The organism is Dactylosporangium sucinum (assembly GCF_014647515.1).
GTDB classification, from domain to species: domain Bacteria; phylum Actinomycetota; class Actinomycetes; order Mycobacteriales; family Micromonosporaceae; genus Dactylosporangium; species Dactylosporangium sucinum.
In genome coordinates, this window is sequence record NZ_BMPI01000073.1 from 1 (window position 1) to 22,530 (window position 22,530).

At 72.8% G+C, this 22,530-nt stretch carries 21 protein-coding genes; 8 read left to right on the top strand and 13 right to left on the bottom strand.

Translation table 11 applies throughout. The annotated features are described in order from the left end of the window. Positions 1-707: 707 nt before the first annotated feature. From IEZ31_RS45840 to IEZ31_RS45850, 3 genes are all read left to right on the top strand, one after another. Positions 708-2,117, top strand: a complete 1,410-nt coding sequence (locus IEZ31_RS45840) for a sigma 54-interacting transcriptional regulator (RefSeq protein ID WP_229836873.1) — start codon at positions 708-710, stop codon at positions 2,115-2,117. A 5-nt stretch (positions 2,118-2,122) separates the two neighbouring features. Next, positions 2,123-4,075, top strand: a complete 1,953-nt coding sequence (locus tag IEZ31_RS45845) for a VWA domain-containing protein (RefSeq protein ID WP_190256455.1) — start codon at positions 2,123-2,125, stop codon at positions 4,073-4,075. A 74-nt stretch (positions 4,076-4,149) separates the two neighbouring features. Beyond that, the gene (locus tag IEZ31_RS45850) at positions 4,150-4,305 is read left to right on the top strand and encodes a DUF6131 family protein (RefSeq protein WP_190256456.1); all 156 of its coding nucleotides are present in this window, start codon (positions 4,150-4,152) and stop codon (positions 4,303-4,305) included. Here the strand turns inward: IEZ31_RS45850 and IEZ31_RS45855 are convergent. The 8 genes from IEZ31_RS45855 to IEZ31_RS45890 form a co-directional block, all read right to left on the bottom strand. Further along, positions 4,296-4,760, bottom strand: a complete 465-nt coding sequence (locus IEZ31_RS45855) for a GtrA family protein (RefSeq protein ID WP_190256457.1) — start codon at positions 4,758-4,760, stop codon at positions 4,296-4,298. The genes IEZ31_RS45850 and IEZ31_RS45855 overlap by 10 nt on opposite strands. After that, entirely contained in the window at positions 4,757-6,568 is a 1,812-nt protein-coding gene (locus IEZ31_RS45860) for a tetratricopeptide repeat protein (RefSeq protein ID WP_229836875.1), read from the bottom strand. The genes IEZ31_RS45855 and IEZ31_RS45860 overlap by 4 nt, the downstream gene beginning before the upstream one ends. A gap of 258 nt (positions 6,569-6,826) precedes the next feature. Continuing rightward, the gene (locus IEZ31_RS45865) at positions 6,827-7,906 is read right to left on the bottom strand and encodes an ABC transporter ATP-binding protein (protein ID WP_190256459.1); all 1,080 of its coding nucleotides are present in this window, start codon (positions 7,904-7,906) and stop codon (positions 6,827-6,829) included. Further along, the gene (locus IEZ31_RS45870) at positions 7,903-8,766 is read right to left on the bottom strand and encodes an ABC transporter permease (protein WP_229836878.1); all 864 of its coding nucleotides are present in this window, start codon (positions 8,764-8,766) and stop codon (positions 7,903-7,905) included. Before IEZ31_RS45870 ends, IEZ31_RS45865 begins: the two co-directional genes overlap by 4 nt. After that, positions 8,763-9,638 carry an ABC transporter permease gene (locus IEZ31_RS45875; protein WP_229836883.1) on the bottom strand — a complete coding sequence of 292 codons (876 nt, stop codon included), beginning with the start codon at positions 9,636-9,638 and terminating at the stop codon, positions 8,763-8,765. The genes IEZ31_RS45870 and IEZ31_RS45875 overlap by 4 nt, the downstream gene beginning before the upstream one ends. Beyond that, a complete protein-coding gene (locus tag IEZ31_RS45880) occupies positions 9,635-10,783 on the bottom strand; it encodes an ABC transporter substrate-binding protein (RefSeq protein ID WP_190256460.1) in 1,149 nt (382 codons plus the stop codon). The genes IEZ31_RS45875 and IEZ31_RS45880 overlap by 4 nt, the downstream gene beginning before the upstream one ends. A gap of 87 nt (positions 10,784-10,870) precedes the next feature. Next, on the bottom strand, positions 10,871-11,242 hold the full coding sequence (locus IEZ31_RS45885; protein ID WP_190256461.1) for a PPOX class F420-dependent oxidoreductase: 372 nt from the start codon (positions 11,240-11,242) through the stop codon (positions 10,871-10,873). Next, complete coding sequence (locus tag IEZ31_RS45890) at positions 11,239-12,867, bottom strand: ABC-F family ATP-binding cassette domain-containing protein (protein ID WP_190256462.1); 1,629 nt, start codon at positions 12,865-12,867, stop codon at positions 11,239-11,241. The genes IEZ31_RS45885 and IEZ31_RS45890 overlap by 4 nt, the downstream gene beginning before the upstream one ends. Before the next feature lie 138 nt (positions 12,868-13,005). Here IEZ31_RS45890 and IEZ31_RS45895 point away from each other — a divergent pair, with 138 nt between their 5' ends. Continuing rightward, on the top strand, positions 13,006-14,862 hold the full coding sequence (locus IEZ31_RS45895) for an MDR family MFS transporter (protein WP_229836885.1): 1,857 nt from the start codon (positions 13,006-13,008) through the stop codon (positions 14,860-14,862). Between the two features lie 257 nt (positions 14,863-15,119). On the opposite strand, the gene IEZ31_RS57415 is transcribed toward IEZ31_RS45895, so the two are convergent. Beyond that, positions 15,120-15,602, bottom strand: a complete 483-nt coding sequence (locus tag IEZ31_RS57415) for an SHOCT domain-containing protein (protein WP_229836888.1) — start codon at positions 15,600-15,602, stop codon at positions 15,120-15,122. A 52-nt stretch (positions 15,603-15,654) separates the two neighbouring features. Between IEZ31_RS57415 and IEZ31_RS45905 the strand changes: the two genes are divergently transcribed. Further along, complete coding sequence (locus IEZ31_RS45905) at positions 15,655-15,999, top strand: hypothetical protein (RefSeq protein WP_190256463.1); 345 nt, start codon at positions 15,655-15,657, stop codon at positions 15,997-15,999. After that, positions 15,996-16,637 carry a nucleotidyl transferase AbiEii/AbiGii toxin family protein gene (locus IEZ31_RS45910; RefSeq protein ID WP_190256464.1) on the top strand — a complete coding sequence of 214 codons (642 nt, stop codon included), beginning with the start codon at positions 15,996-15,998 and terminating at the stop codon, positions 16,635-16,637. The genes IEZ31_RS45905 and IEZ31_RS45910 overlap by 4 nt, the downstream gene beginning before the upstream one ends. A gap of 16 nt (positions 16,638-16,653) precedes the next feature. Here the strand turns inward: IEZ31_RS45910 and IEZ31_RS45915 are convergent, their stop codons facing one another. Genes IEZ31_RS45915 through IEZ31_RS45925 form a run of 3 tightly spaced genes read right to left on the bottom strand, consistent with a single transcriptional unit; the run spans position 16,654 to position 18,712 of the window. Beyond that, positions 16,654-17,883, bottom strand: coding sequence for an ATP-grasp domain-containing protein (locus tag IEZ31_RS45915; protein ID WP_190256465.1), 1,230 nt, complete (start codon positions 17,881-17,883; stop codon positions 16,654-16,656). After that, positions 17,786-18,469 carry an alpha/beta hydrolase-fold protein gene (locus IEZ31_RS45920; RefSeq protein ID WP_190256466.1) on the bottom strand — a complete coding sequence of 228 codons (684 nt, stop codon included), beginning with the start codon at positions 18,467-18,469 and terminating at the stop codon, positions 17,786-17,788. The genes IEZ31_RS45915 and IEZ31_RS45920 overlap by 98 nt, the downstream gene beginning before the upstream one ends. Continuing rightward, complete coding sequence (locus IEZ31_RS45925; protein ID WP_190256467.1) at positions 18,470-18,712, bottom strand: PspC domain-containing protein; 243 nt, start codon at positions 18,710-18,712, stop codon at positions 18,470-18,472. A 122-nt stretch (positions 18,713-18,834) separates the two neighbouring features. Here IEZ31_RS45925 and IEZ31_RS45930 point away from each other — a divergent pair, with 122 nt between their 5' ends. Then, positions 18,835-19,350, top strand: coding sequence for a YflT domain-containing protein (locus tag IEZ31_RS45930; protein ID WP_190256468.1), 516 nt, complete (start codon positions 18,835-18,837; stop codon positions 19,348-19,350). 96 nt (positions 19,351-19,446) lie between these two features. Next, a complete protein-coding gene (locus IEZ31_RS45935; protein WP_190256469.1) occupies positions 19,447-21,315 on the top strand; it encodes a hypothetical protein in 1,869 nt (622 codons plus the stop codon). Here the strand turns inward: IEZ31_RS45935 and IEZ31_RS45940 are convergent. Beyond that, positions 21,312-22,529 (bottom strand): AI-2E family transporter, encoded by a 1,218-nt coding sequence (locus IEZ31_RS45940; protein ID WP_373294798.1) that lies wholly within the window; start codon positions 22,527-22,529, stop codon positions 21,312-21,314. The genes IEZ31_RS45935 and IEZ31_RS45940 overlap by 4 nt on opposite strands. Position 22,530: the final 1 nt, after the last annotated feature.

Sequence of the window (22,530 nt, forward strand, 5' to 3'; positions counted from 1 at the left end):
AGTGATCTGGCCGGAGTGATCTGGCCGGAGTGATCTGGCCGGAGTGATCTGGCCGGAGTGATCTGGCCGGAGTGATCCGGCCGGAGTGATCCGGCCGGAGTGATCCGGCCGGAGTGATCCGGTGCGGTGTCCACCAAGGTCGGCCGGCTCGGCACGGGTTCGCCCGGATGCCGGCCGTCCTTGCGCCGCGGACCACGCCCGGCGGCCATGACGTGCTGCCGCTTCCTGACCAGAACATGTACTCCTGCCAGGAATGTCGCACGACCGGGACGCCCCCTCCGACCGGCAACCCGGCCGACGTCGGCGGACACCGCACCGGCGGCAAGGCTGAGGCGCGACCGGAAGTCGCGGGGCTCGGCCCGGCCTTGACTGACGTTGGTCGATCTACCCTCAAGTTGATCACGGAAAGTGAGGGTAGATCGACCAACGTCAGTCGGTGTCCGCCCCGGAGTCGACCGCACTACAGCGACACCAGCAGGCCTCGTCGGCGTGACAGCACAACCGCGACGCCAGCGGGCCCCGTCGGCGGCGGCAGCCGGCGCGCGTCAGAGCCCGGGGTCCCGCGTCGCCGCACCGTCGCAGTTCCGCTTCGCGGCGCCGGTGCCACGCGGCGGCGTGCCAGGGGGTGTGGGGTCGGAATCCCCGCGAGCTGACACTGCGCGAAACGACAGCGCCGTCCGTCGGCATCTCGCGCTAGGTTCGATGCTGTGACTCAGACGCCAGACCAGCCCCTGGACCTGCCCCGCACCGTCGGGGAGCTCCGGGCCAGCGGCCACCGGTTCCGCACCGTCAAGGAGGAGCTGCGTGAGAACCTGCTCGCGAAGCTGCGGGCGGGCGAGCCGCGCTTTCCCGGGATCGTCGGGTATGACGACACCGTGCTGCCCGAGCTCGAGCGGGCCATTCTCGCCGGGCACGACGTCGTGCTGCTCGGGGAGCGCGGTCAGGGCAAGACCCGCGTCATCCGCGGGCTGATCAGCCTGCTCGACGAGTGGACGCCGGTCATCGCCGGGTCAGAGCTCAACGAGCACCCCTTCGAGCCGGTCACGCCCGCCTCGCGGCGGCTGGCGAGCGAGGCCGGGGACGCGCTGCCCGTCGACTGGCTGCACCGGTCGATGCGGTACGGCGAGAAGCTGGCCACCCCGGACACCAGCGTCGGCGACCTCATCGGCGACGTGGACCCGATCAGGGTCGCGCAGGGGCGCACGCTCGGCGACCCCGAGACCATCCACTTCGGGCTCGTGCCGCGGACCAACCGGGGCATCTTCGCCGTCAACGAGCTGCCCGACCTGGCCGAGCGGATCCAGGTCTCGCTGCTCAACGTGCTGGAGGAGCGGGACATCCAGGTCCGGGGATATCAGCTGCGCCTGCCGCTCGACGTGCTGCTGGTGGCGAGCGCGAACCCGGAGGACTACACCAACCGCGGGCGGATCATCACGCCGCTCAAGGACCGGTTCGGGGCGGAGATCCGCACGCACTACCCGCTCGACCTGGAGCTGGAGATCGACCTGGTCCGGCAGGAGGCGCAGCTCGTCGCGCAGGTGCCGGAGCATGTCCTCGAGGTGCTGGCGCGGTTCACGCGGGCGGTGCGGGAGTCGCCGTCCGTCGACCAGCGCTCGGGCGTGTCGGCCCGGTTCGCCATCGCGGCCGCGGAGACCGTCGCGGCGTCGGCGCTGCGGCGGGCCGGGATGCTCGGGGAGGAGCGGCCGGTGGCCCGGATCGGCGACACCGTGTCGGTGACGAGCACGCTGCGCGGCAAGGTCGAGTTCGACAGCGGCGAGGAGGGGCGGGAGATCGAGATCCTCGCCCACCTGCTGCGCACCGCGACCGCCGAGGCGTTCCGCGGGCGGCTGGCCGGGCTGGACCTGTCCGGGTTCACCGACCTGGTCGCCGAGGGGCAGGTCATCGAGACCGGCGAGCTGGCCGGGGCCGACGAGATCCTGCGGCAGGTCGGCACGGTGCCCGGCCTGGCCAAGGTGCTCGAGCGGCTCGGGCTCGGCGACGCGCCCAGCCGGGGCGAGGCCGCGGCCGGCATCGAGTTCGCGCTCGAAGGGCTGCACCTGACCAGACGGCTGAGCAAGGATCTCACCGAAGACGGCCGCACCGTTTACGGAGGCTGACAGCGTTGCGCCACAACAGGTTCCGCTACGGGGCGTGGCGGGGCGGGCCCGACCCGCTCGCCCCGCCCTACGACGTGCGCGCGGCCGTCGACGAGGTCGGCGCCGAGGTTCTCGACGGCGGCAGCCTGCGGGAGGCGCTGCGCAACCTGCTGCGCCGCGGCCCGCAGGGCGGCCGCGGCCTCGACGACCTCGTCGCCCGGGCCAGAAGAATGCGCCGCGAGGCGATGCGCCGCGGCCAGCTCGACGGTGCCGTCACCCGGGCCCAGCAGCTGCTGGACCAGGCGATCGCCGCCGAGCGCGACGAGCTCGCCCGGCACGACACGGACGAGGCCCGGTTCGCCGAGACCGTGCTCGACAACCTCCCGCGCTCCACCGCACGTGCCGTGGAGGAGCTGAGCAGCTACCAGTGGGCGTCCGCAGAAGCCCGCCAGAGGTACCAGCAGATCCTCGACCAGCTCCGGCAGGAGGTCGTCGAGCAGCGCTTCCAGGGCATGCAGCAGGCGCTGCGCGACCCGGAGGCGCAGGCCGCCATGCGCGAGATGCTGCGCGACCTCAACGACCTGCTCGACCGCCACGCCCGCGGTGAGAACACCGACGACGCGTTCCAGCAGTTCATGAACCGGCACGGCGACTTCTTCCCGGAGAAGCCCGCCAACGTCGAGGAGCTCATCGACGCCCTCGCCCGCCGGGCCGCCGCCGGGGAGCGGCTCATGCGCTCCCTGACGCCGCAGCAGCGCGCCGAGCTCCAGTCGCTGATGGACCAGGCGCTCGGCGACCTCGCCGGCGAGATGGCCCGGCTCACCGACAACCTGCGCGCGCTGCGGCCCGGCATGAACTGGGGCCGGGGCGAGCGGGTCCGCGGCGACCGCGACCTCGGCTACGGCGAGGCCGCCGGGGCGCTGGAGGAGATCGGCGACCTCGACGACCTCGTCGACCAGCTCGGCCAGGAGCATCCGGGCGCGACGCTGGACGACGTCGACGTCGAGGCGGTGCAGCGGCAGCTCGGCCGCGGCGCCGCCGACGACCTGCGCCGGCTGCGCGAGCTGGAGCAGCAGCTGCGCCGGCAGGGCTGGGTCACCCGGGGCGCCGACGGGCTCACGCTGAGCCCGAAGGCGCTGCGCCGGCTCGGCGGCACCGCGCTGCGCACCGTCTTCTCCGAGCTGCAGGCGGGCCGGCAGGGCCAGCACGACCTGCGCGACGCCGGCGCGGCGGGGGAGCTGACCGGGGCGTCGCGGCGGTGGATGTACGGCGACGAGCAGCCCATCGACGTCGTGCGCACGATCGGCAACGCGGTGCGCCGGCAGGCCACCGGCGGCGCGGCGACCCTGCCCATCCGGCTCGACGTCGAGGACTTCGAGATCGCCGAGACCGAGCGGCGGGTGTCGGCGGCGGTCGCGCTCTGCGTCGACCTGTCGTTCTCGATGATGGCCGACGGGCGCTGGGGGCCGATGAAGCAGGCCGCGCTCGCCCTGTCGCACCTGGTCGCCACCCGGTTCCCGCAGGACGCCCTGCAGATCATCGGCTTCGGGCGGTATGCCATGCGCCTCTCGCAGGAGGAACTGGCCGCCGTCGAGCCCGACATGGTGCAGGGCACCAACCTGCAGCACGCGCTACGGCTCGCCGGGCGGCACCTGCGCCGGCACCCCGGCTCCGACCCGGTCGTCCTCGTCGTGACCGACGGCGAGCCGACCGCGCACCTGCTCGACGACGGCACGTCGTACTTCATGTGGCCGTCGACCCGCGAGACGGTGACGGCGACGGTGCACGAGGTCGACCAGCTGACCCGCTACGGCGCCGTGCTCAACGTGTTCATGCTGGGCGAGGACCCCGGCCTGCGCCGGTTCGTCGACGCCGTGGCCCGGCGCAACGGCGGGCGGGTCTTCACTCCCGAAGCCGACGACCTGGGCCGCTACGTCGTGTCCGACTACCTGCGGGCCCGCCGGGGCCGCCGCGGGTGAACCGTGTTTCGGCAACCGGGTGTGCGGGGTACCAGATCCACGTAGATCGGTACCCCTCTCCCCGGGAGCCCAACATGATCATCTTCGGTTTGATTCTGTTCCTGCTCGGACTGTTCCTGCATGTCGGCATCCTGGAGACGATCGGCATCGTGCTGCTGATCATCGGGGTGGTGCTGTGGATCCTGGGCGCGGTCGGCCGTCCGCTGGCCGGACGCCGTCACTATTGGTGAGCCGCGACCCTCTCCGGCTCGACGGGCTGGTCGGCGTCCTGCCGGCCGGCCCGCCGGCGTTTCGGGTCGCCGAAGGTCCAGAAGCGGTACAGCAGGTAGTTCCACACCAGGTTGGTGCCGCCGGCCGCGACCCGCGCGACGAGCAGCGGCACCCCGAGCGCGTGCAGGCCCTCGACCGCGCCGAGCGTCAGCGCGTAGTCGCCGAGCACCTGGGCCACGAACCGCAGCACCTGCGGCCCGACCGGCCGGTCCTGCGCGTGGAACGCGAAGTAGCGGTTGAGCACGAAGTTCAGCGCGTAGGTCACCCAGAACGCGACCGTCACCGCCGCCCACACCGGCAGCGGCGTGACCGTCTTCAGCAGCGCGAGCAGCGCCAGGTCGAAGCCGAACCCGACCATCCCGAGCAGGCAGAACCTGGTCAGGGAGTGTTGCCAGATCCGCCGCATCCGGCTCATCGCTGGAAGAACCGCCTCTTCTTCGGGGGCTTCGCCGGCGCGGGAGCGGCCGGGGCCGGCCCGCGGCCGAGCACGTCCCGGGCCAGGCCGACGACGTCGGGCACCATGTCGGGGGTCATGAGCACGACCTCCGCCAGGGAGTCGCGGATCGTGACGGCCCGCTGCCGCGACGCCTGGACCGCCGCGAGGAAACGGTACCCCACGGCCGCGACGACGTCCTCGCGACAGGCGGGATCGAGCCACGCCGCCACCGCCAGCGCGAAGCAGGCCGTGTCCGTCGTCCAGTCCTCGACGCCGTAGGCGATCTCGGTGAGCAGCGCCCGCGCTCGCGCGGTGTCGCCGGGAGCGGCCCCGGCCCGCAGCTCCTCGCAGTGCAGCAGGCCCAGGCAGGCGAACGTCTGCGCCGAGCGCTCCCACCAGCCCTGCGCCATCGGCCAGCCGTCGGGCGCGGCCGGCGGGTGCACCAGCAGCGACAGCAGCTCCTCGACGGGCAGCTGGCCCAGCGGCAGCGCGTGGTCGTACGCGGCGATCGGGTGCGGCCAGGCCGGCGCCGCGACCCGGGCGAGCAGCTCCTGGCTGGCCCGCGCCGCCGGCTCGACCGTGGGATAGGCGTCGAGGGCGTCGTAGCGCCACAGCGCCCGGCCGGGCCGCAGCGGCGCCACCATGTCGGCCGGCGGCGGGCCGGTGATCTCCACCTCGATGCCCGGGCTGGCCCTCCGCAGCAGGGCGAGCGCCGACGGTACCTCCAAAGCCGACAACGACAGGTGCGCCATCGGTCCCCGGTCCTCCGCCGCCAGCTGGTGCAGCACGTTCACGCACGCCTCGGCCGGCCCGGCCACGGCCCCGAGCCAGCGCCGCTCGCGGCAGGCCTCGTCGAGGTCGGCGTGCTCGTGGCTGGTCACCGGGTGCTCGCGCATGAAGTCGGCGAGCGCGACCAGGTGCCGCACGTCGCCGTCGTACGCGAAGCGCAGCCGGGCCGCGGTGTGCACCGCGCAGTCGTAGTCGGGCGCCGTCCGCGTCGCCGTGTCGAGCAGCTCCAGGGCCTCGTCGAGCCGGCCGGCCTCGGCCAGCCAGTTCGCCATGTCGGCGCACAGGTCCATCTCGCCCGGCGCGGCCTTCCACGCGGCCCGCATGACCTTCAGCGCCTCGTTGAGCCGGCCGTCGGCCCGCAGCGCGTACGCGTACCAGACCGCGGTGAGCTTGTCCGCGTGCAGCTTGTGGCCGCGGGCGCCCCAGCGGACGGCCTCGGCGGTGTGGCCCGGGAACCGGCGGGCCAGGCCGGCCGCGGCGCCGTGCAGCAGCGCGTGGCCCGGGTGCGCGACGGTCGCCCGGCGGACCAGGTCGAGGTACACCTCGTTGGCCCGCGCCACCTCGGGGCCGGCCGGGTCGCCGAGCGGCTGCATCACGCCGACCGTGAGCCGGGCCAGCTCGTCGGGGTCGAGCCGGGCCACGTCGAGCGCCCGCACCCAGGACACGTCGGCCCACGGCTGCGCCGGGTCGAACCGGGTCGCCTGGGCCAGCAGCCGCAGCGCCTCCACCGGGCTGGTGCGCGACAGCAGGTGCGCCCGCGCGACGACGGTGCCGATGTACGCCGGCTCCTCGAGCGGGAACAGCCCGGCCACGCCGTCGCCGGCCCGGGTCGCCAGGGCGGCGAGCAGCTCGTGCACCTCGGGCAGCGCCGGCGCCCACGCGATCGCGCCGGCGAGATGGTTTGCCGCGTGCTCCAGGTCGTCCTCGGCGAGGGCGATCCGGGCGAGCGACAGCTCACCGTGCGCCTGCGCGACCGGATCCTCTTCAGCCTCAGCCACGCGGGCAGGGTAGAGCAGCCGCCGGGCCGCCCACTCGGCGGGTGCGGCCTGGAAGCGAGCGCAGCGATCCGTGACGATGCGGCACACCCTGCCCACCCCGACCGACCCCGACATTGCGTCGGCCCGGCCGCCGCATGAACGGTTCCGCACCGCCCGCGGAAGGCCCCGTCGATCTTGCAGTTGTGGTGGCTGACAAACCCGGACATCGTGGGAGTGTCGAGGCACCACAACTGCAAGATCGACGCAAGTGGTCGGGGGTCAGGCCGCGGCGGCCGGGACCGGGGTGTCGTCCGGGGTTGCGACCAGGACCGGGCCGGGGCCTACGCCGACCGTGACCGTGTCGCCGGGCTTGATGCCGGCCGCGGCCGGGCTGGGCAGGTCGACCAGGGCCTCGTCGCCGTCCGGGAGGCGGACCGACAGCCGGGTCAGGGCGCCGTGGAAGGTGCGGACCACGACCAGGGCCGTGCCCGTGTCGGCGGCGGTCAGGGTCATCGCCTCCGGGCGGACCAGCACCGCGACCGCCGCGCCCGCCGCGGCGTCGGACGAGCCCGCGGCCACCTGGTGCGTGGAGCCGAGGACACTGACCGTACCGTCGGATCCCAGCACGCCCGAGAGCCGGTTCATCGTGCCGACGAACTCGCCCACGAACGGCGTGGCCGGGCGGTGGTAGAGCGTGTCCGGGTCGGCCAGCTGCTCCAGGCGGCCGGCGCGCATGACCCCGACGCGGTCCGCGACGGACAGCGCCTCGCCCTGGTCGTGGGTCACGAACAGGGTGGTGATGCCGAGCCGCTGCTGGATGCGGCGGATCTCGTCGCGCAGCTGGACCCGGACCTGTGCGTCGAGCGCCGAGAGCGGCTCGTCGAGCAGCAGCACCCGCGGTTCGATCGCGAGGGCCCGGGCCAGGGCGACCCGCTGCTGCTGGCCGCCGGAGAGCTGGTGCGGGTAGCGGCCGCCGGCGCCGCCGAGGCCGACGAGCTCCAGCAGCTCCGCGGCCCGCTTGCGGCGCGCGGCGGTGGCGTTGCCGCGCACCCGCAGGCCGAAGGCCACGTTGTCCAGCGCGGTCAGGTTCGGGAACAGGCTGAACGCCTGGAACACCATGCCCATGTCGCGCCTGTTCGGGGCCAGGTCCGTGATGTCGCGGTCGCCGACGAACACCGTGCCCTCGTCGGCCGACTCGAACCCGGCCAGGACCCGCAGCGCCGTGGTCTTGCCGCAGCCGGACGGGCCGAGCAGGGCGACGAACTCGCCCGGCTCGATGATCAGGTCGAGCCCGTCGAGCGCGGCCACCGCGCCGAACCTGCGCCGCATGCCGAGCATGCGCACACCGACCGCGCTCATGCGGTACCTCCGGAGGACTTGCGCCGGTCCGCGAGGGACACGACGAGCAGCAGGATCCACGTGAACAGCAGGCTGGCGGTGCTCACGGCGACGGACAGCTGCCCGCTGGCGCCGGAGATCTTCACCAGCCACGTCGGCAGGGTCTCGAACAGCAGGATGCTGGCGATCGTGTACTCGCCGAGGACCAGGCCGAGGGTGAGGAACGCGGCGCCGAGCACGGCGCTGCGCAGGTTGGGCAGCAGCACCCGCCAGACCACCGTCGGCCACGACGCGCCGAGGCCGCGGGCCGCGTCGACGAGCGTCCTCGCGTCGATCGACCGGATGCCGGCGTCCAGGGAACGGTAGGCGAACGGGGTGGCCAGCACGATGTACACGATGATGAGAATGTATGGCAGCTCCGGGTCCTGCGAGGAGACCAGGAAGTCGCCGAGCGGCGTGCCGGCCAGCTGGTTCGGCCCGAGGGCGAGCATGTCGCGGACGCCGGCGACCAGGGCGATCGGCGGGATGACCAGCGGCAGCAGCGACAGGCCCTCGACGATCGGGCGCAGCTTGGGCAGGCGCAGCGTGACGGCCAGCATCGCCGGCACGGTCACCAGCAGCACCCCCAGCACGGTGAGCACGGCCAGGGACAGCGAGCGGCGCAGCGCGGCGGCGAAGCCGTCGGCGGCCGGGATCGCCGCGTAGTACTCGCCGGTGACGCCGCCGTTGCGCTTGTCCTCGATGGTGAACCAGACGGCGGCGGCGAGCGGCACCAGGAAGTAGACGGCCGCGATCGCGAGGATGATCGGTCGGTCGACCGACCAGCGGCGGCGCTTCGGCGGGGCCGCGCGCACCACCGTGGGCTCCAGCACGGCGGTCACCGCAGCCACCTCGCCGTCCGGCGCTCGATCGTCCAGTACACCGCCATGACGATCGAGACGAGCACGATCATCTCCAGGGCGAGCGCGGCGCCGACGCCCTCGTGGTCGGCCGACACGTTGCCCGACAGGGCGTTCGCGATCTGGAGCGTGACCAGGGGGACCGTGCCGCCGACCATGGCCTGCGCGGTGGCGAACGCCGAGAGGGAGCCGCAGAACAGCAGCAGCGCGCCGGCCATCACCGGCGGGGCGAGCAGCGGGCCGGCCACGAGCCGCCAGTACTGGGCGCGGGTGGCGCCCAGGTTCGCCGCCGCCTCCGACCACTCCACCCGGACACCGTCGAGGGCCGGCGCGATCACGATGACCATGAGCGGCACCAGGAAGTAGAGGTAGACGAGCACGAGGCCGCCGAACTGGTACAGGCTGAACGCCGAGTTGGCCAGGTCGAAGCCGGTCCAGTCGCGGATCAGCGCGGTCACGATGCCGGCGTTGCCGATCGTGGCGATGAACATGAACGCGAGCGGGACGCCGCCGAAGTTGGCCAGCACGCCGGAGGCGGTGAGCACCAGGCGGCGCAGCAGGCCACCGCCGGCCAGCACGGCCCGGGCCAGCAGCAGGCCGCACGCCGCGCCGAGCACGGCGCACACGACGGAGAGCTTCAGCGAGCCCCACAGCGCCTGGCGGTAGCCGCCGCCGAGGGCGGCCTCGATGTCGGAGGTCCCGTTGCCGAACGCGCCGAAGCCCAGCGCGACGGTCGGCAGGATCAGCCCGATGAGCATGATGAGGAGGAACGGTGCGACCGACAGCCAGGGGCCGCACCGCCGGGCACGGCCCCAGAAGGACCGTGCCCGGACGGGAGTTGCGGCGATGGTCACCCGGTCAGCGCCTTGGTCCAGCCGTCGGTGAGGACCTTCTTGGCGCCGTCGATCTGGTCGGTGGTCGGGAACTCGGCCTTCGCCTCGACCTTCGGCAGCTGCGCGACGAGCGCCGTGTCGGCCTTGCCCGACTCGCTCATCTTCGGCAGCCGGACCGGCCGCGCGTAGCCCTTGAGCCACAGGTTCTGGCCCTCGTCGGAGTACAGGAACTCCTCCCACAGCCGCGCCGCGGCCGGGTGCGGGGCGGTCTTGTTGATCGCCTGGCAGTAGAAGTTGCCGTAGATGCCGTCGCTGGGGACCGCGACCTTCCAGTCGATGCCCTTCTCGGCCAGCTTCTTGGTGTAGCCGGCGTTGAGGTAGTCCCAGTCGATCGAGATCGGGGTCTCGCCCTTCTCGATGGTGGCCGGGGTCGACTCGACCGGGATGTAGTTGCCGCTCTTCTTCAGCGCGGCGAAGTAGTCGATGCCGGGCTGGATGTTGGTGAAGCTGCCGCCGTTGGCCAGGGCCGCGGCGAACACGCCGGCGAACGCCGAGCCGGACTTGGTCGGGTCACCGTTCAGCGCGACCTTGCCCTTGTACTCCGGCTTCTTGAGGTCGGCGAACGTCGTCGGGCAGACCGGGATCTTCTTGGCGTCGCAGCCGATGGAGATGTAGCCGCCGTAGTCGTTGTACCAGGCGCCGCCCGACTCCTTCTGGCTGTCCGGGATGTCGGCCCAGGTCGCCACCTTGTAGTTGGCGAACAGGCCCTCCTTCGCGCCGGACTGGGCGAACGCGCCGCCGAGGTCGAGCACGTCGGGCGCGCGGTCCTGGCCCTTGAGCGACTTGACGGCGTTGATCTCGTCCTGCGACGAGCCGTCGGGGTTGTCGCTGTTGACCTTGATGTTGTACTTCTTCGAGAACGTCTCGATGATCTCGCCGTAGTTGGCCCAGTCCGGCGGCAGCGTGATGACGTTGAGCTGCCCCTCCGCCTGCGCGGCCTTGATGAGGGCGTCCATGCCGCCGAGGTCGGCGGCCGACGTGGCCGTCGCGGCGTCGGAGGTGTTGTTCTGGGCCTCGGCCGCCTTCTCGGACGAGCCGCAGCCGGCCACGGCGGCGACCAGGGCCGCCGCCAGCAGGCCGTGCAGGACGATATTACGTTGGCGCATGAAGATGCTCCCGAGGGTGTGGAGCCGAAACCGCTTCGGCGGCCTCACTGTCAGCCGGTCGTGTGGCCCTCGGGTGAACGTCGGTTGTCAGTCGGGTCGATAGGTCCCCAACACCCTTGACACGGTGATCACGATCACGACTCTGGCCGGGTTGACCCGGGGGATCTTGTACCGGCGGGCGTAGCGCTCCTCGGCATCCGCCACCGCCTGCGGATCCGTGACGATGACGGCCGTGCCCTCAAGGGTCGACCAGCGGTGGCCGTCGACCTGGGTGAGGGCGACTCGTCCGGTATCGCGGACATTGCGGACCTTCTGTGACGTGCCCGACGTGATGACCCGGGCGATGCCCGTCTCCGGGTCGTAGGTCGCGCCCACCGGCACCACGTGCGGGGTCCCGTCGCGGCGGATCGTCGCCAGGGTGCACAGGTGCCGCTCGGTCCAGAACTCGGTGAGGCTCACCGCTCGGCCACCGTCCCGTTCACCACGTCCACGTGCCGGTTGGTGTGCACCGCTTCGAGCATCCGCCGGTCGTGCGTCACCAGCAGCAGCGTGCCGGGGTAGTTGTCCAGGGCGCTCTCCAGCTGCTCGATCGCCGGCAGGTCCAGGTGGTTCGTCGGCTCGTCGAGCACCAGCAGGTTCACGCCGCGCCCCTGCAGCAGCGCGAGCGCCGCCCGGGTCCGCTCGCCCGGCGACAGCGTCCGCGCCGGCCGCAGCACGTGGTCGGCCCGCAGCCCGAACTTCGCCAGCAGCGTCCGCACGTCGGCGGGGGACTCGTCCGGCACGTGCTGGCGGAACGCGTCGAGCAGCGTGACGTCGCCCTCGAACAGCCGCCGCGCCTGGTCGACCTCGCCGACCACGACGCCCGGCCCGACGTGCGCGGTGCCCTCGTCGAGCGCCACCCGCCCGAGCAGCGCGCCGAGCAGCGTCGTCTTCCCGGCGCCGTTCGCGCCGGTGATCGCCATCCGGTCGGCCCAGTCGACCTGCAGGTCCACCGGCCCGAGGGTGAACTCGCCGCGGCGCACGACCGCGCCGCGCAGCGTCGCCACCACCGCGCCGGCCCGCGGCGCGGCGGCGATCTCCATCCGCAGCTGCCACTCCTTGCGCGGCTCCTCGACCACCTCGAGGCGATCGATGAGCCGCTCGGTCTGGCGGGCCTTCGCGGCCTGCTTCTCGGTCGACTCGATCTTCTTCGCCTTGATGTTCTTGTCGTTGTCGGGCTGCTTGCGGCGGGCGTTCTTGACGCCCTTCTCCATCCAGGCCCGCTGCATCCGGGCCCGGGCCTCCAGGTCGGAGCGCGTCTCGGCGTAGTCCTCGTAGCGTTCCCGCGCGTGGCGGCGGGCCACCTCGCGCTCCTCCAGGTAGGCCGCGTACCCGCCGCCGTAGTAGTTGACCTGTTGCTGGGCCAGGTCGAGCTCGAGGATGCCGGTCGCCGTGCGGGCCAGGAACTCCCGGTCGTGGCTCACCACGACGGCCCCGCCCTGCAGGCCGGTGGTGAACCGCTCGATGCGGGCGAGCCCGTCCAGGTCCAGGTCGTTGGTCGGCTCGTCCAGCAGGAAGATGTCGTACCGGCTGAGCAGCAGCGACGCCAGCCCGGCGCGCGCGGCCTGGCCGCCGGACAGCGCCGTCATCGGCCGGTCGAGCTCGGCGATCGCCGCCGCCAGCTCCTCGGCGCGCTCGTCGAAGTCGGCCCCGCCGAGCGCGAGCCAGCGCTCGAGGGCGGTCGCGTATTCCTCGTCGGCGCCGGCGACACCTGAGCCGAGGGCCTCGGCGGCCGTCTCCATCCGCAGCTGCGCGTCGGCGACGCCGGTGCGCCGGGACAGGAACCCCCGGACCGTCTCGCCGGGGCGGCGGTCGGGTTCCTGCGGGAGGTACCCGACGGTGGCGGTCGGCGGGTTGAGCTGGATGGCGCCGTGCTCGGCCGGCAGCAGCCCGGCGAGCGTGCGCAGCAGCGTCGTCTTCCCCGCCCCGTTGACCCCCACCAACCCGATCACGTCACCGGGCGCGACCACCAGGTCGAGCCCCGAGAAGAGGGCCTTGTCGCCGTGCCCGGCGGCGAGGCCCTTGACCACCAGCGTCGCAGACATCCGCATAGTGTCCCTCAACGCGCCGGGCGCGATCTCGGGGAGTAGCGTGATTGTGGAACGCCCACGGCTCGTATCGCGTGCTTCGGCCTGCCGCCCTGTCGTTCCCGCTGTCGTTTCCTGTTCTCGTGGAGTGAAGCCTTGAGCAGCACAACCTCGCCGACGCTCAGCCACCGGCAGATCGTGACCATCCTCGCCGGGCTCATGATGGCGATGTTCCTCGCCGCGCTCGACCAGACGATCGTCTCGACGGCGATGCGCACGATCGCCGACGACCTCGGCGGGTTCTCGATCCAGGCGTGGGCGACGACGGCGTTCCTCATCACCTCGACGATCGCCACGCCGCTGTACGGCAAGCTCTCCGACATCTACGGCCGCAAGCCGTTCATCCTCTTCGCGATCGGCATCTTCATCGTCGGCTCGGCGCTGTGCGGCGTGGCCGACTCGATCTACCAGCTCGCCGCGTTCCGGGCCGTGCAGGGCATCGGCGCCGGCGGCCTGTTCTCGCTGGTCTTCGCGATCATCGGCGACATCGTCCCGCCGCGCGAGCGGGCGAAGTACCAGGGCTACTTCCTCGCCGTCTTCGGCACCTCCAGCGTGCTGGGCCCGGTCCTCGGCGGCTTCTTCGCCGGCTCCGACTCGCTGCTCGGGATCACCGGCTGGCGCTGGATCTTCTACATCAACGTCCCGATCGCCCTGGCCGCGTTCCTGGTCGTGCTGCGCGTGCTGCACATCCCGCACCACCGCACCGACCACCGCATCGACTGGCCCGGCGCGCTCGCCCTCGTCGTCACCCTGGTCCCGCTGCTCACCGTGGCCGAGCAGGGCCGCGAGTGGGGCTGGGGCTCCGGCCGGTCGGTGACGTGCTACGCGATCGGCGCCGTCGGCCTGGTGCTCTTCCTGGTCGCCGAGTACTTCTACAAGGAAGAGGCCCTGCTGCCGCTGCGCCTCTTCCGCGGGCGGACCTTCTCGGTCGCCTCGACGAGCAGCTTCATCCTCGGCATGGCGATGTTCGGCGGCCTGCTGACCCTTCCCCTGTACCTGCAGATCGTGAAGGGCGCGACCCCGACCGAGGCCGGGCTCATGCTGCTGCCGCTGGTGCTGGGCATCATGACCGGCTCGATCGTCTCGGGTCAGGTGATCGCGCGCACCGGGCGGTACCGCATCTTCCCGGTCGTGGGCTCCCTGCTCATGATCGTGGCGCTGTTCCTGTTCTCCCGCATCGGCGCCGACACCCCGCTCTGGCGCACCATGCTCGTCATGGCCCTGATGGGCCTGGGCCTGGGCGGGAACATGCAGCCGGTGATCACGGCCGCGCAGAACGCCGCGAACCCGCGCGAGATCGGCGTCGCGACGTCTACGGTGACGTTCTTCCGTTCGATGGGCGGCACGCTGGGCGCCGCCGTGTTCCTGTCGGTCCTGTTCAGCCTGATGCCGGACAAGATCCGCGCGGCCTTCACGGCGGCCGCGACGACGCCGGAGTTCCAGTCCGCCGCCCGGGCCGACCCGGGCGTCGTCGAGCAGATCCGCTCCACGGCGACGTCGGGCAACGCCAGCTCCTTCAACAACACGTCGTTCCTGGAGCGCCTTCCGGCCGCCCTGGCCCACCCGTTCAAGGTCGGCTTCTCGGACTCGATGAGCGTGGTGTTCCTGGTGGCGGCGTTCATCATGGTGGTGGGCTTCGTGGTGATCCTGTTCCTGCCGGAGCTCCCGCTGCGCTCGATGTCGGCAGCCCAGCAGCGGGCGGCGGAGGAGGCCCCGGCGGCCGCGGCTTCGGCGCCGTCCCCGAACGGCGCGGCCGCCGCTGCGGCCGTGATCGCCCGCGACGACGACGGTCCGGCTCCGGTCCCGGCCGCGGCGGGGATCGCGCCCGGTGGGGCCCACGAGTCCGACGAGGTGGCGTCCGGCAACGGCCACCAGCCCTCGCACGCGGCCGGCGCGCACGAGGCCGAGGGCGAGGGCACCCCGAGCGAAACGAAACCCCGCCACGCCCGCTGACGCCGGACGCCCGGAGGGCGCGTCCGTGATCCATGGCGACTTCTGGTCGTCATGGCAGCCAGATCTCGCCGTCGATCATGGCCGCGCCCTCCGGGCGTCCGCTGAACCCAGCTCGCCGACGTGTCGCGGCTGCTTTTCCATCTCTTGCCCGGCCCATCCTCGTTCTGGTCGAGGGCATCAACCTAGCTTCCTAGGATGCGGAACGCGACGTGGTCGAGGGCGCGGGAGCTGGTCGAGAGCGGCGGGCCGGCGCGTCGTCAGGTGCCCAGGATTCGGCGTTTCTGGTGTTCGAACTCCGCCTCGGTGAGGACGCCCTGAGCCCTGAGGGCGGCCAGGCGTTCCAGCTGGGAGAGGGGATCGGGGGCCACGTCGCTCAGCGGCGGGCCGGCGCCCGGCGCCGGCCGGTCGCGCATCGCCTGGGCCAGCCGCTCGGCCTGCTGGCGGGCCACGACCGCCGGGTCCGGGACCTCGTCCCACAGGATCGCGAAGGCCCGCGGGTTGTGCGGGTCGATCGACACCGGCAGCGTGGCGCCCGGCGTGGGCCAGCGGCGGTGGTGGACCAGGCCGTGGAACTCGGCGGCGTACGGGGCCAGGCCCGGGGCCTGCAGCACCAGGTGCATGCGGCAGTTCTGGTAGATGCCCCGGCCGTTGTGGCGGGTCGCCGAGACCACCTGCGCGACTCCCCGCACGCCGCCCGGTGGGGGCTGGGAGCCGCCCGTCAGGAAGTCGAAGATGCCCATGGTGCACAGTGTGCGCGGCGCCGGCAAGCGGATCGGCGGTACACTTCGGCGCATGCAGGGCGAGTCGGACCGGGGGCGGGTGGCGTATCTCGCGCGTCCGCATCGGCCCGCGCTCGTCGCGCGGACGCTCGAGGAGCTGCGCGGGCCGGTGCACGGAGTCGTGGAGCTGCCGCAGCGGCTGATGTGGAATCCGCAGCGGCGGTTCGACGTGGACAACCGCGACCTGCTGCTGTGGATGTATGAGAACGTGCTCCGCGAGGCGATCCGGCACGACGAGCTGCGGCGGTTCGTCAACGGGCGGATGCTCGTGCGGGTGTGGCCCGACCTGAATCTTCCGCACGGCGTGCGCCGGGCGTGGGAGGCGCGGCACCCGCGGCTGCGGGCCGCCGCCGGGTGAGCCCGGACCCGTTCTACACCGACGTCGCCCGGATCGCGCTCGCCGTCGCGGAGCGGCACGGGTTTGTGCTCGGGGGCGGGTTCGCCTGGCTGATGAACGGGCTCGTCGAGCGGCCGACCGAGGACGTCGACCTGTTCACCGACACCGAGGGCGCGGCCGGGGCGGCCGCCGACGCGGTGTGCGCGGCGCTGCGGGCGGCGGGATACACCGTGCACGAGGAGGAGGCCGACGACCTGCTGGAGCTGTTCGCCGGCTTCGACCAGCGGGAGTACACGGTGGGCGACGGCGCTCGGACGGTACGGCTGACGCTCTCGCGGCTCGACCGTCAGCAGTCGCCCGTCATGATGGACGTCGGGCCGGTGATGCACCTCGACGACCTCATCGCGACCAAGGTCGCGGCCCTGGTGAACCGGCGCGAGGTCCGGGACTACATCGACGTGGCGGCGGCCCTCGACCGGTACTCGGTGGACGAGCTGCTGAGCCTGGCCCGGCGGCAGGACCCGGCGCTGGAGCACGACGACGTCCTCGCGGCGGGCCGCTACCTCGACCGGCTCGACGACGGCCGGTTCACGTTCTACGGCCTGACGCCGGACCGGATCGCGGCGCTGCGGGCCAAGCTCAAGGACTGGCCGCGCTGAGGTATCGAGGCCGGCCCTACGCGGGGTTCTCCCGGCGCCAGAGGTCGATGAGGCCGCGGAAGTGGGCAACGAACCGGTCGTGCTCGGCCGGTGGGTAGGTGGCGCGGACGGTGTCGACGAGCAGCGCGTCGAAGCCGGGCGAGGCGACCCACTCGGCGACGAGCGCCGGGACGTGGGCGAGGGCGGTGTCGCAGAACTCGCGGTAGGCATCGACGGTGAAGTAGTCGTCGGCGAGCCTGCGGTACTCGGCGAGCTTCTCGGGGTACGACAGGTGAGCGGCGTCGGCGATCGCGAAGTAGCGGGCCGTGTCCATGTCCAGGCTGGGCCGGCGGCCGGTGACGACGCAGAACGCCGTCCAGCGCAGCAGGGCCGTCATCGCCCACGGGAAGTAGTAGTGCAGGCTGGTCAGCGCCACGTCGGGGCAGGCGTTGGCGTAGTCGATCGGGTGGACGACGCCGTCGCGCACGAGGCACTCGCAGGAGTTGAACTCCCACCGGAAGAACGCGTTGACCAGCCGCGAGATGGTGACCACCTCGTCGCCGGCGGTGGCGTCGAGGAAGCCGTGCTCGACCGCGTAGCGCTCGTGCATCGGCAGCTCGGGCCGGAACTTCATGACCATCGTCTCGGGGCCGACGGACAGCGAGCGGGTGAAGACGTCGTAGCCCTCGACCGACTGCTGCAGGTGCATGAGCCGCGCGCCGGAGGCGTCGTAGGCGGCGTGCAGCTGGGCGCTGTCGGTGATGCGGGACACGCCGACCCAGGCGCCGCCGTCGAAGGGCTTCATGAACAGCGGGTAGCCGAGGCCGTCCGCGACGGCGTCGAGGTCGAACGGGCGGTTGTAGCGCTCTGCGGTGTACGCCCACTTCGTGTGGTCGACGGGGTTCTTGTACGGCACGAGGACGGTCTCGGGCACGTGCAGGCCGAGGCGCATCATCGCGCAGTAGGCGGCGTGCTTCTCCATGGACTGGAACGTGAACGGGCTGTTGAGCAGGTACACGTCGTCCATGAGGGCGACCTTCTTGAGCCACTCGCGGGGGTGGTAGTACCAGTAGGCGAGCCGGTCGATGACCAGGTCGTGCGCCGGGGTGTCGCGCAGGTTGAACGGTTCGATGGTGACGCGGGTGGTGCGCAGGGTGTGGCTGGTGCCGTCAGGGCCGCGGATCGGGCCCAGCCGGGCGATCAGCGTCTCGTAGGCCCGGGGCCAGTCCTGCTCCGTGCCGAGCAGCAGTCCGATGAGGTGGTCCAACGGTGACCTCCCGCAGTAGGCGGTGCAGGTGCGGGTCGAGCGCGGCCCGCCAGGTGGTCATGGCGTGCCCGCCGGGCACCTCGACGAGCGGCGCGCCCAGCCGCTGCGCCATGGCCCGGTTGTTCAGCAGGTTCTCCTCGTCCTGCCCGCACGTCAAGACCACCCGCGCATCGACGCCGTTGACGCTCTCGACGAAGCGGACGATCCGGCGGTACCGCTTGAATCCCGCCTCCTGGGGGTCGAGCTCCGGCGTGAAGAACGAGCCGGACTGCAGGAACAGCCCGGCGAACGCGCCGGGGTGGCGGGTCTCGGCGTGCAGCAGCGCCAGGGCGCCGAGGCTCGCGCCCAGCCCGACCCGCGGGCCGGGCGGCAGCGCCGGCAGGACCCGCCGGACGAGGGTGTCGGCGTAGGCGGGGTTCGCCGAGTACCACTCGTGGCGCTCGCCGGGGTCCAGCAGCACCACGTGCTCGGCGGGGAAGCGGCTCGACAGCCCGGCCGCGCGCTCGTACTCCGGGCCGTCGTGCGCGACGAGCACCGCACCGCTCGGCGCCGCGGTGGGCGCCACGATCCGGGTCTCGACGCGCATTCACGCACCATAGGGCAGATGATCGTGCGGCGCAGGGGAGACGGGCGCCGGCGGGGCCTCGGGCATGACGATCCACAGGATCGGGTAGGCGAGGACCGCGGTGCCGCCGGTGAGCAGGATGGACAGCAGGTAGACGGCGCGGATCATGGTGGGGTCGGCGTCGAGGTACTCCGCGATGCCGCCGAGCACGCCGGCGACGGTGCGGTCGGTTTGCGAGCGGCGCAGCCGCTTGATGTTCGTCATGCCTGCAAGGTTGCCGCGCGGCGGGCCCCGGTGACCTCGGGTGAGGCCCTGAGCGAACCCGGATTCCCACACCCGGGGTGGTTGCCGGGCGCTCGGGCGCCGGTGGCTCTACCCTGGCGCGCATGACGACCCCTCCGCAGCCTTCCCCTTCCCAGGACGACCTCGTCGAGCTCGACCGCAGCACCGTCACCGTGGCCCGCTTCGCCGACTACGCCTCGGCCCAGCAGGCCGTCGACTACCTCTCCGACAACGGCTTCCCGGTCGAGCGGACCGCGATCATCGGCACCGACCTGCGCCTGGTCGAGAACGTCCTGGGCCGGCTCACGGTCGGCCGGGCCGCGGCCGCCGGCGCGCTGAGCGGCGCCTGGTTCGGCCTGTTCCTCGGCATCGTGTTCACGCTGTTCAGCGAGGGCAGCTGGCTGGCCGTGCTGATCTCGTCGATCCTCATCGGCGCGCTGTGGGGCGCCATCTTCGGCGCGTCGGCGCACGCCCTGACCGGCGGCCGGCGCGACTTCACCTCGCGCAGCTCGCTACAGGCCGGCCAGTACGCGGTCCAGGTCGACGCCGAGGTCGCCGACGAGGCCCGGGTGCTCATCACCCGGCAGAACTGGCGCGCCTCGGACCCGACCGCCGGATGATCCTGCTGAGGGCCGTGCCGGGCACGGCCCTCTCCTCGCCGGCGACGACGCCGGTCCTGGCGCCGGCCCTGGCGCCGGGGATCTACCATCGCGGCTGTGGAAGCGACCGAGGTTGATGTTGCCGTTCCTTCCATCTCCGCGGTCGAGCGCATCGCCGAGGCGTTCCCGGTCGGGGCCCGGGTCGACGCCGGCGGGGCCGAGGTGCCGGCCGCGTTCCTCGTCGAGCTGCTGACCGGGGAGCCGCCCGGGCGGCGGGCGGCGCTGCGGCTGCGGCGGGCCCGGGTGACCGGGCTGCTCGACCTGTCGTTCGCCGAGGTCGGGTGCCCGCTGCTCGTCGAGGACAGCGAGTTCGAGCAGCGCCTCGACCTCTACTGGGCCCGGCTCGGGTTCACCAGCCTGCGCGGATCGACGTATCCGGGGCTGGTCGGCGCCGGCCTCGCCGTCACCGGGCACCTGCGCCTCACCCACAGCACGTGCGACGGCGCGCTCAACCTCAAGGGTGCCAAGATCTCCGGCGGGCTGCTGCTCGACGGGGCCGAGCTGCGCAAGACCGGCGGCACCGCGCTGTCGGCGGAGCGGATCGAGGTCGGCGGGGACCTCGTCGCCGAGCAGGGCTTCCGGTCCGACGGCACGCTGCGGCTCTTCCAGGCCACCATCGGCGGCGGCGTGCACCTCGACGGGGCCGTCGTCCACGGCGGGACCGAGCACGGGCCGCAGCCGCGGTCCGTCGACCTCGACAGCGCGGCGCTGCGGGGCGGGTTCTTCGCCCGCCGCGCCGACGTCCACGGCGAGATCAGCCTGCGGCACGCCACGCTCGGCGGGGTCGCCACGTTCACCGGCGCGACCCTGCGCAACCCCGGCGGGGTGGCGCTGCGGTGCGACCGGGCCGACGTGCAGGGCGGCGTGCACCTGCTCGGCGGGGCGCGGGCCGAGGGCGAGGTGCGCCTCCTCGGCACCCGCATCGGGCGGATCCTGCGGATGACCGACGCCACGCTCGAACACCCGGGCGGCGCCGCCCTGCAGGCCGACAATTGCGCCGTCGACGGGCCGCTCGACTGCCGGCGCATCACCGTGCGCGGTGAGGTGTCGTTCGTCGAGGCCCGCGTCGCCGGGCCGGCGTTCTTCGACGGGGCAACGCTCGACAACCCCGGCGGGCGGTCGCTGCGCGCCACCGGCATCGTCACCGCGTCGCTGCTGAACTGCTGCAACGGGTTCACCGCCACCGGCCGGGTGTCGGTGACCGCGGCCAAGGTCGGCGGGCGGCTGTGCTTCGACGACGCGACGCTGGCCGCGCTGCGCTGCACCGGGACGGAGGCCGCCGAGCTGTCGCTGCGGTTCGCGGTGCCGCCGACCGGCGAGGTCGACCTGCGGCACGTGCGCACCGCCGTCGTGCGGGACGACCCGGGCACCTGGCCGGCCGGGCTGCGCCTCGACGGGCTCACCTACCAGGCCCTGGAGCCGACCCTGCCGCCCGGCCCGCGGCTGGGCTGGCTGGCCCGCGTCGTCGACGAGGTGCCGCCGCCCCAGCCGTACGAGCAGCTCGCCGCCGTGTACCGGCAGCTCGGCCACGACGACGAGGCCCGCACCGTGCTGCTCGCCAAGCAGCGCCGGCAGCGGCGGAGCCGGCCCTGGTGGACGTGGCCGTGGAGCTGGCTGCAGGACGTGACGGTCGGTTACGGCTACCGTCCGCAGCGGGCCGCGCTGTGGCTGGCCGCCCTGCTCGCCCTCGGCGCGTCGGTGTACGCCGCACACCCGCCGCGGCCGGTCGATCCCGGTCAGGCCCCGGCGTTCAACGCGATCTTCTACACGCTGGACCTGCTCCTGCCCATCATCGATTTCGGACAGGAGTCGGCCTACCGGGCCTCCGGCGCCGGGCAGTGGCTCGCGTACCTGCTCATCGCCGCCGGCTGGACCCTGGCCACCACCGCGGCCGCCGGGTTCACCCGCGTGCTGAACCGCAGTTAGCGCAGGTCCTGCCGGGGGACGACGACCTCGCGGACGATGAGCTGGATCGCGGCCACCACCGGGATCGCGATGAGCGCGCCGACGACGCCGAGCAGCGCGACGCCGATGAGCACCGACAGGATCGCCGCCAGGTCGGTGACCTTCACCGCCCGGCGCATCACGTTCGGGTAGATCAGGTAGTTCTCCACCTGCTGGTACACGACGAAGAAGATCACGCAGGCGATGCCGGCCTGGATCGACGTCGCGAAGCCGACGACGCTGACCACGACCGCGCCGAGCGTGGCGCCGATCTGCGGGATCAGGTCGGTGATGGCGACGAGGACGGCCAGGGCGTACGGGTAGGCGACGCCGATGATGAGCAGGAAGACGAACGACGACAGGCCGGCGACGACCGCGATCGCCAGGGCCCCGCCCAGGTAGGCGCCGACCTTGGCGAGGATCTCGTCGCCGAGGAGCCGGACCCGCTCGCGGCGGGAGGCGGGGACCAGCCGGTAGCCGCCCTCCTTCAGGCGGTCGAAGGCGGCCATGAAGTACAGCGTGAGGACGACCACCGTGAGGATGTTGAACAGCGCGCTGAACGCGACCTGCACGCCGCCCCACACCCCGCCCAGCGCCTTGGTGATGTTCCCGGCGGTGGCGACATTCTTGAGCTGGTCGAGCAGCTGGTAGTCCTCGTTGAGCCGGTTGAGCTGGTTGTTGCGGCGCAGGTTGTCGATGTACGTCGGCAGGCTGTCGACCAGGGCGCCCGTCTGCTGGACCAGCGGCGGGATGAGCGCGAACAGGCCGCCGCACAGCAGCAGCATCGCGCCGATGCCGACCGCCGCCACGGCCAGGCCGCGTGGCACGCCCCACTTGGTGAGGCGCACCACGGCCGGGTTGAGCCCGATCGCCAGGAACATCGCGATGAAGATCAGGATCAGGATCGACTTGACGTTCTGGACGGCCAGGTAGGCGCTGTAGGCGAGCAGCAGGCCCAGGCCGGCGGTCAGGCCGATGATCAGCGGCGACCGGCGCATCGGCGGGCCCGGCTTGCCGAACCGCGACCCCGTGGTCACCTCGACGACCGTGACGTCCACCTCGACGGACGGCACCTGACCGGCGCCGGGGCCGGCGGCGGGGCCGGTGGGACCGGCGGGAGCCGGATCGGCCACGGCCTGGCCGGCGGTGTCGGCGGCGGTCGGCGGCGTCGCGACCGGAGAAGCCTCGTCCTGCACT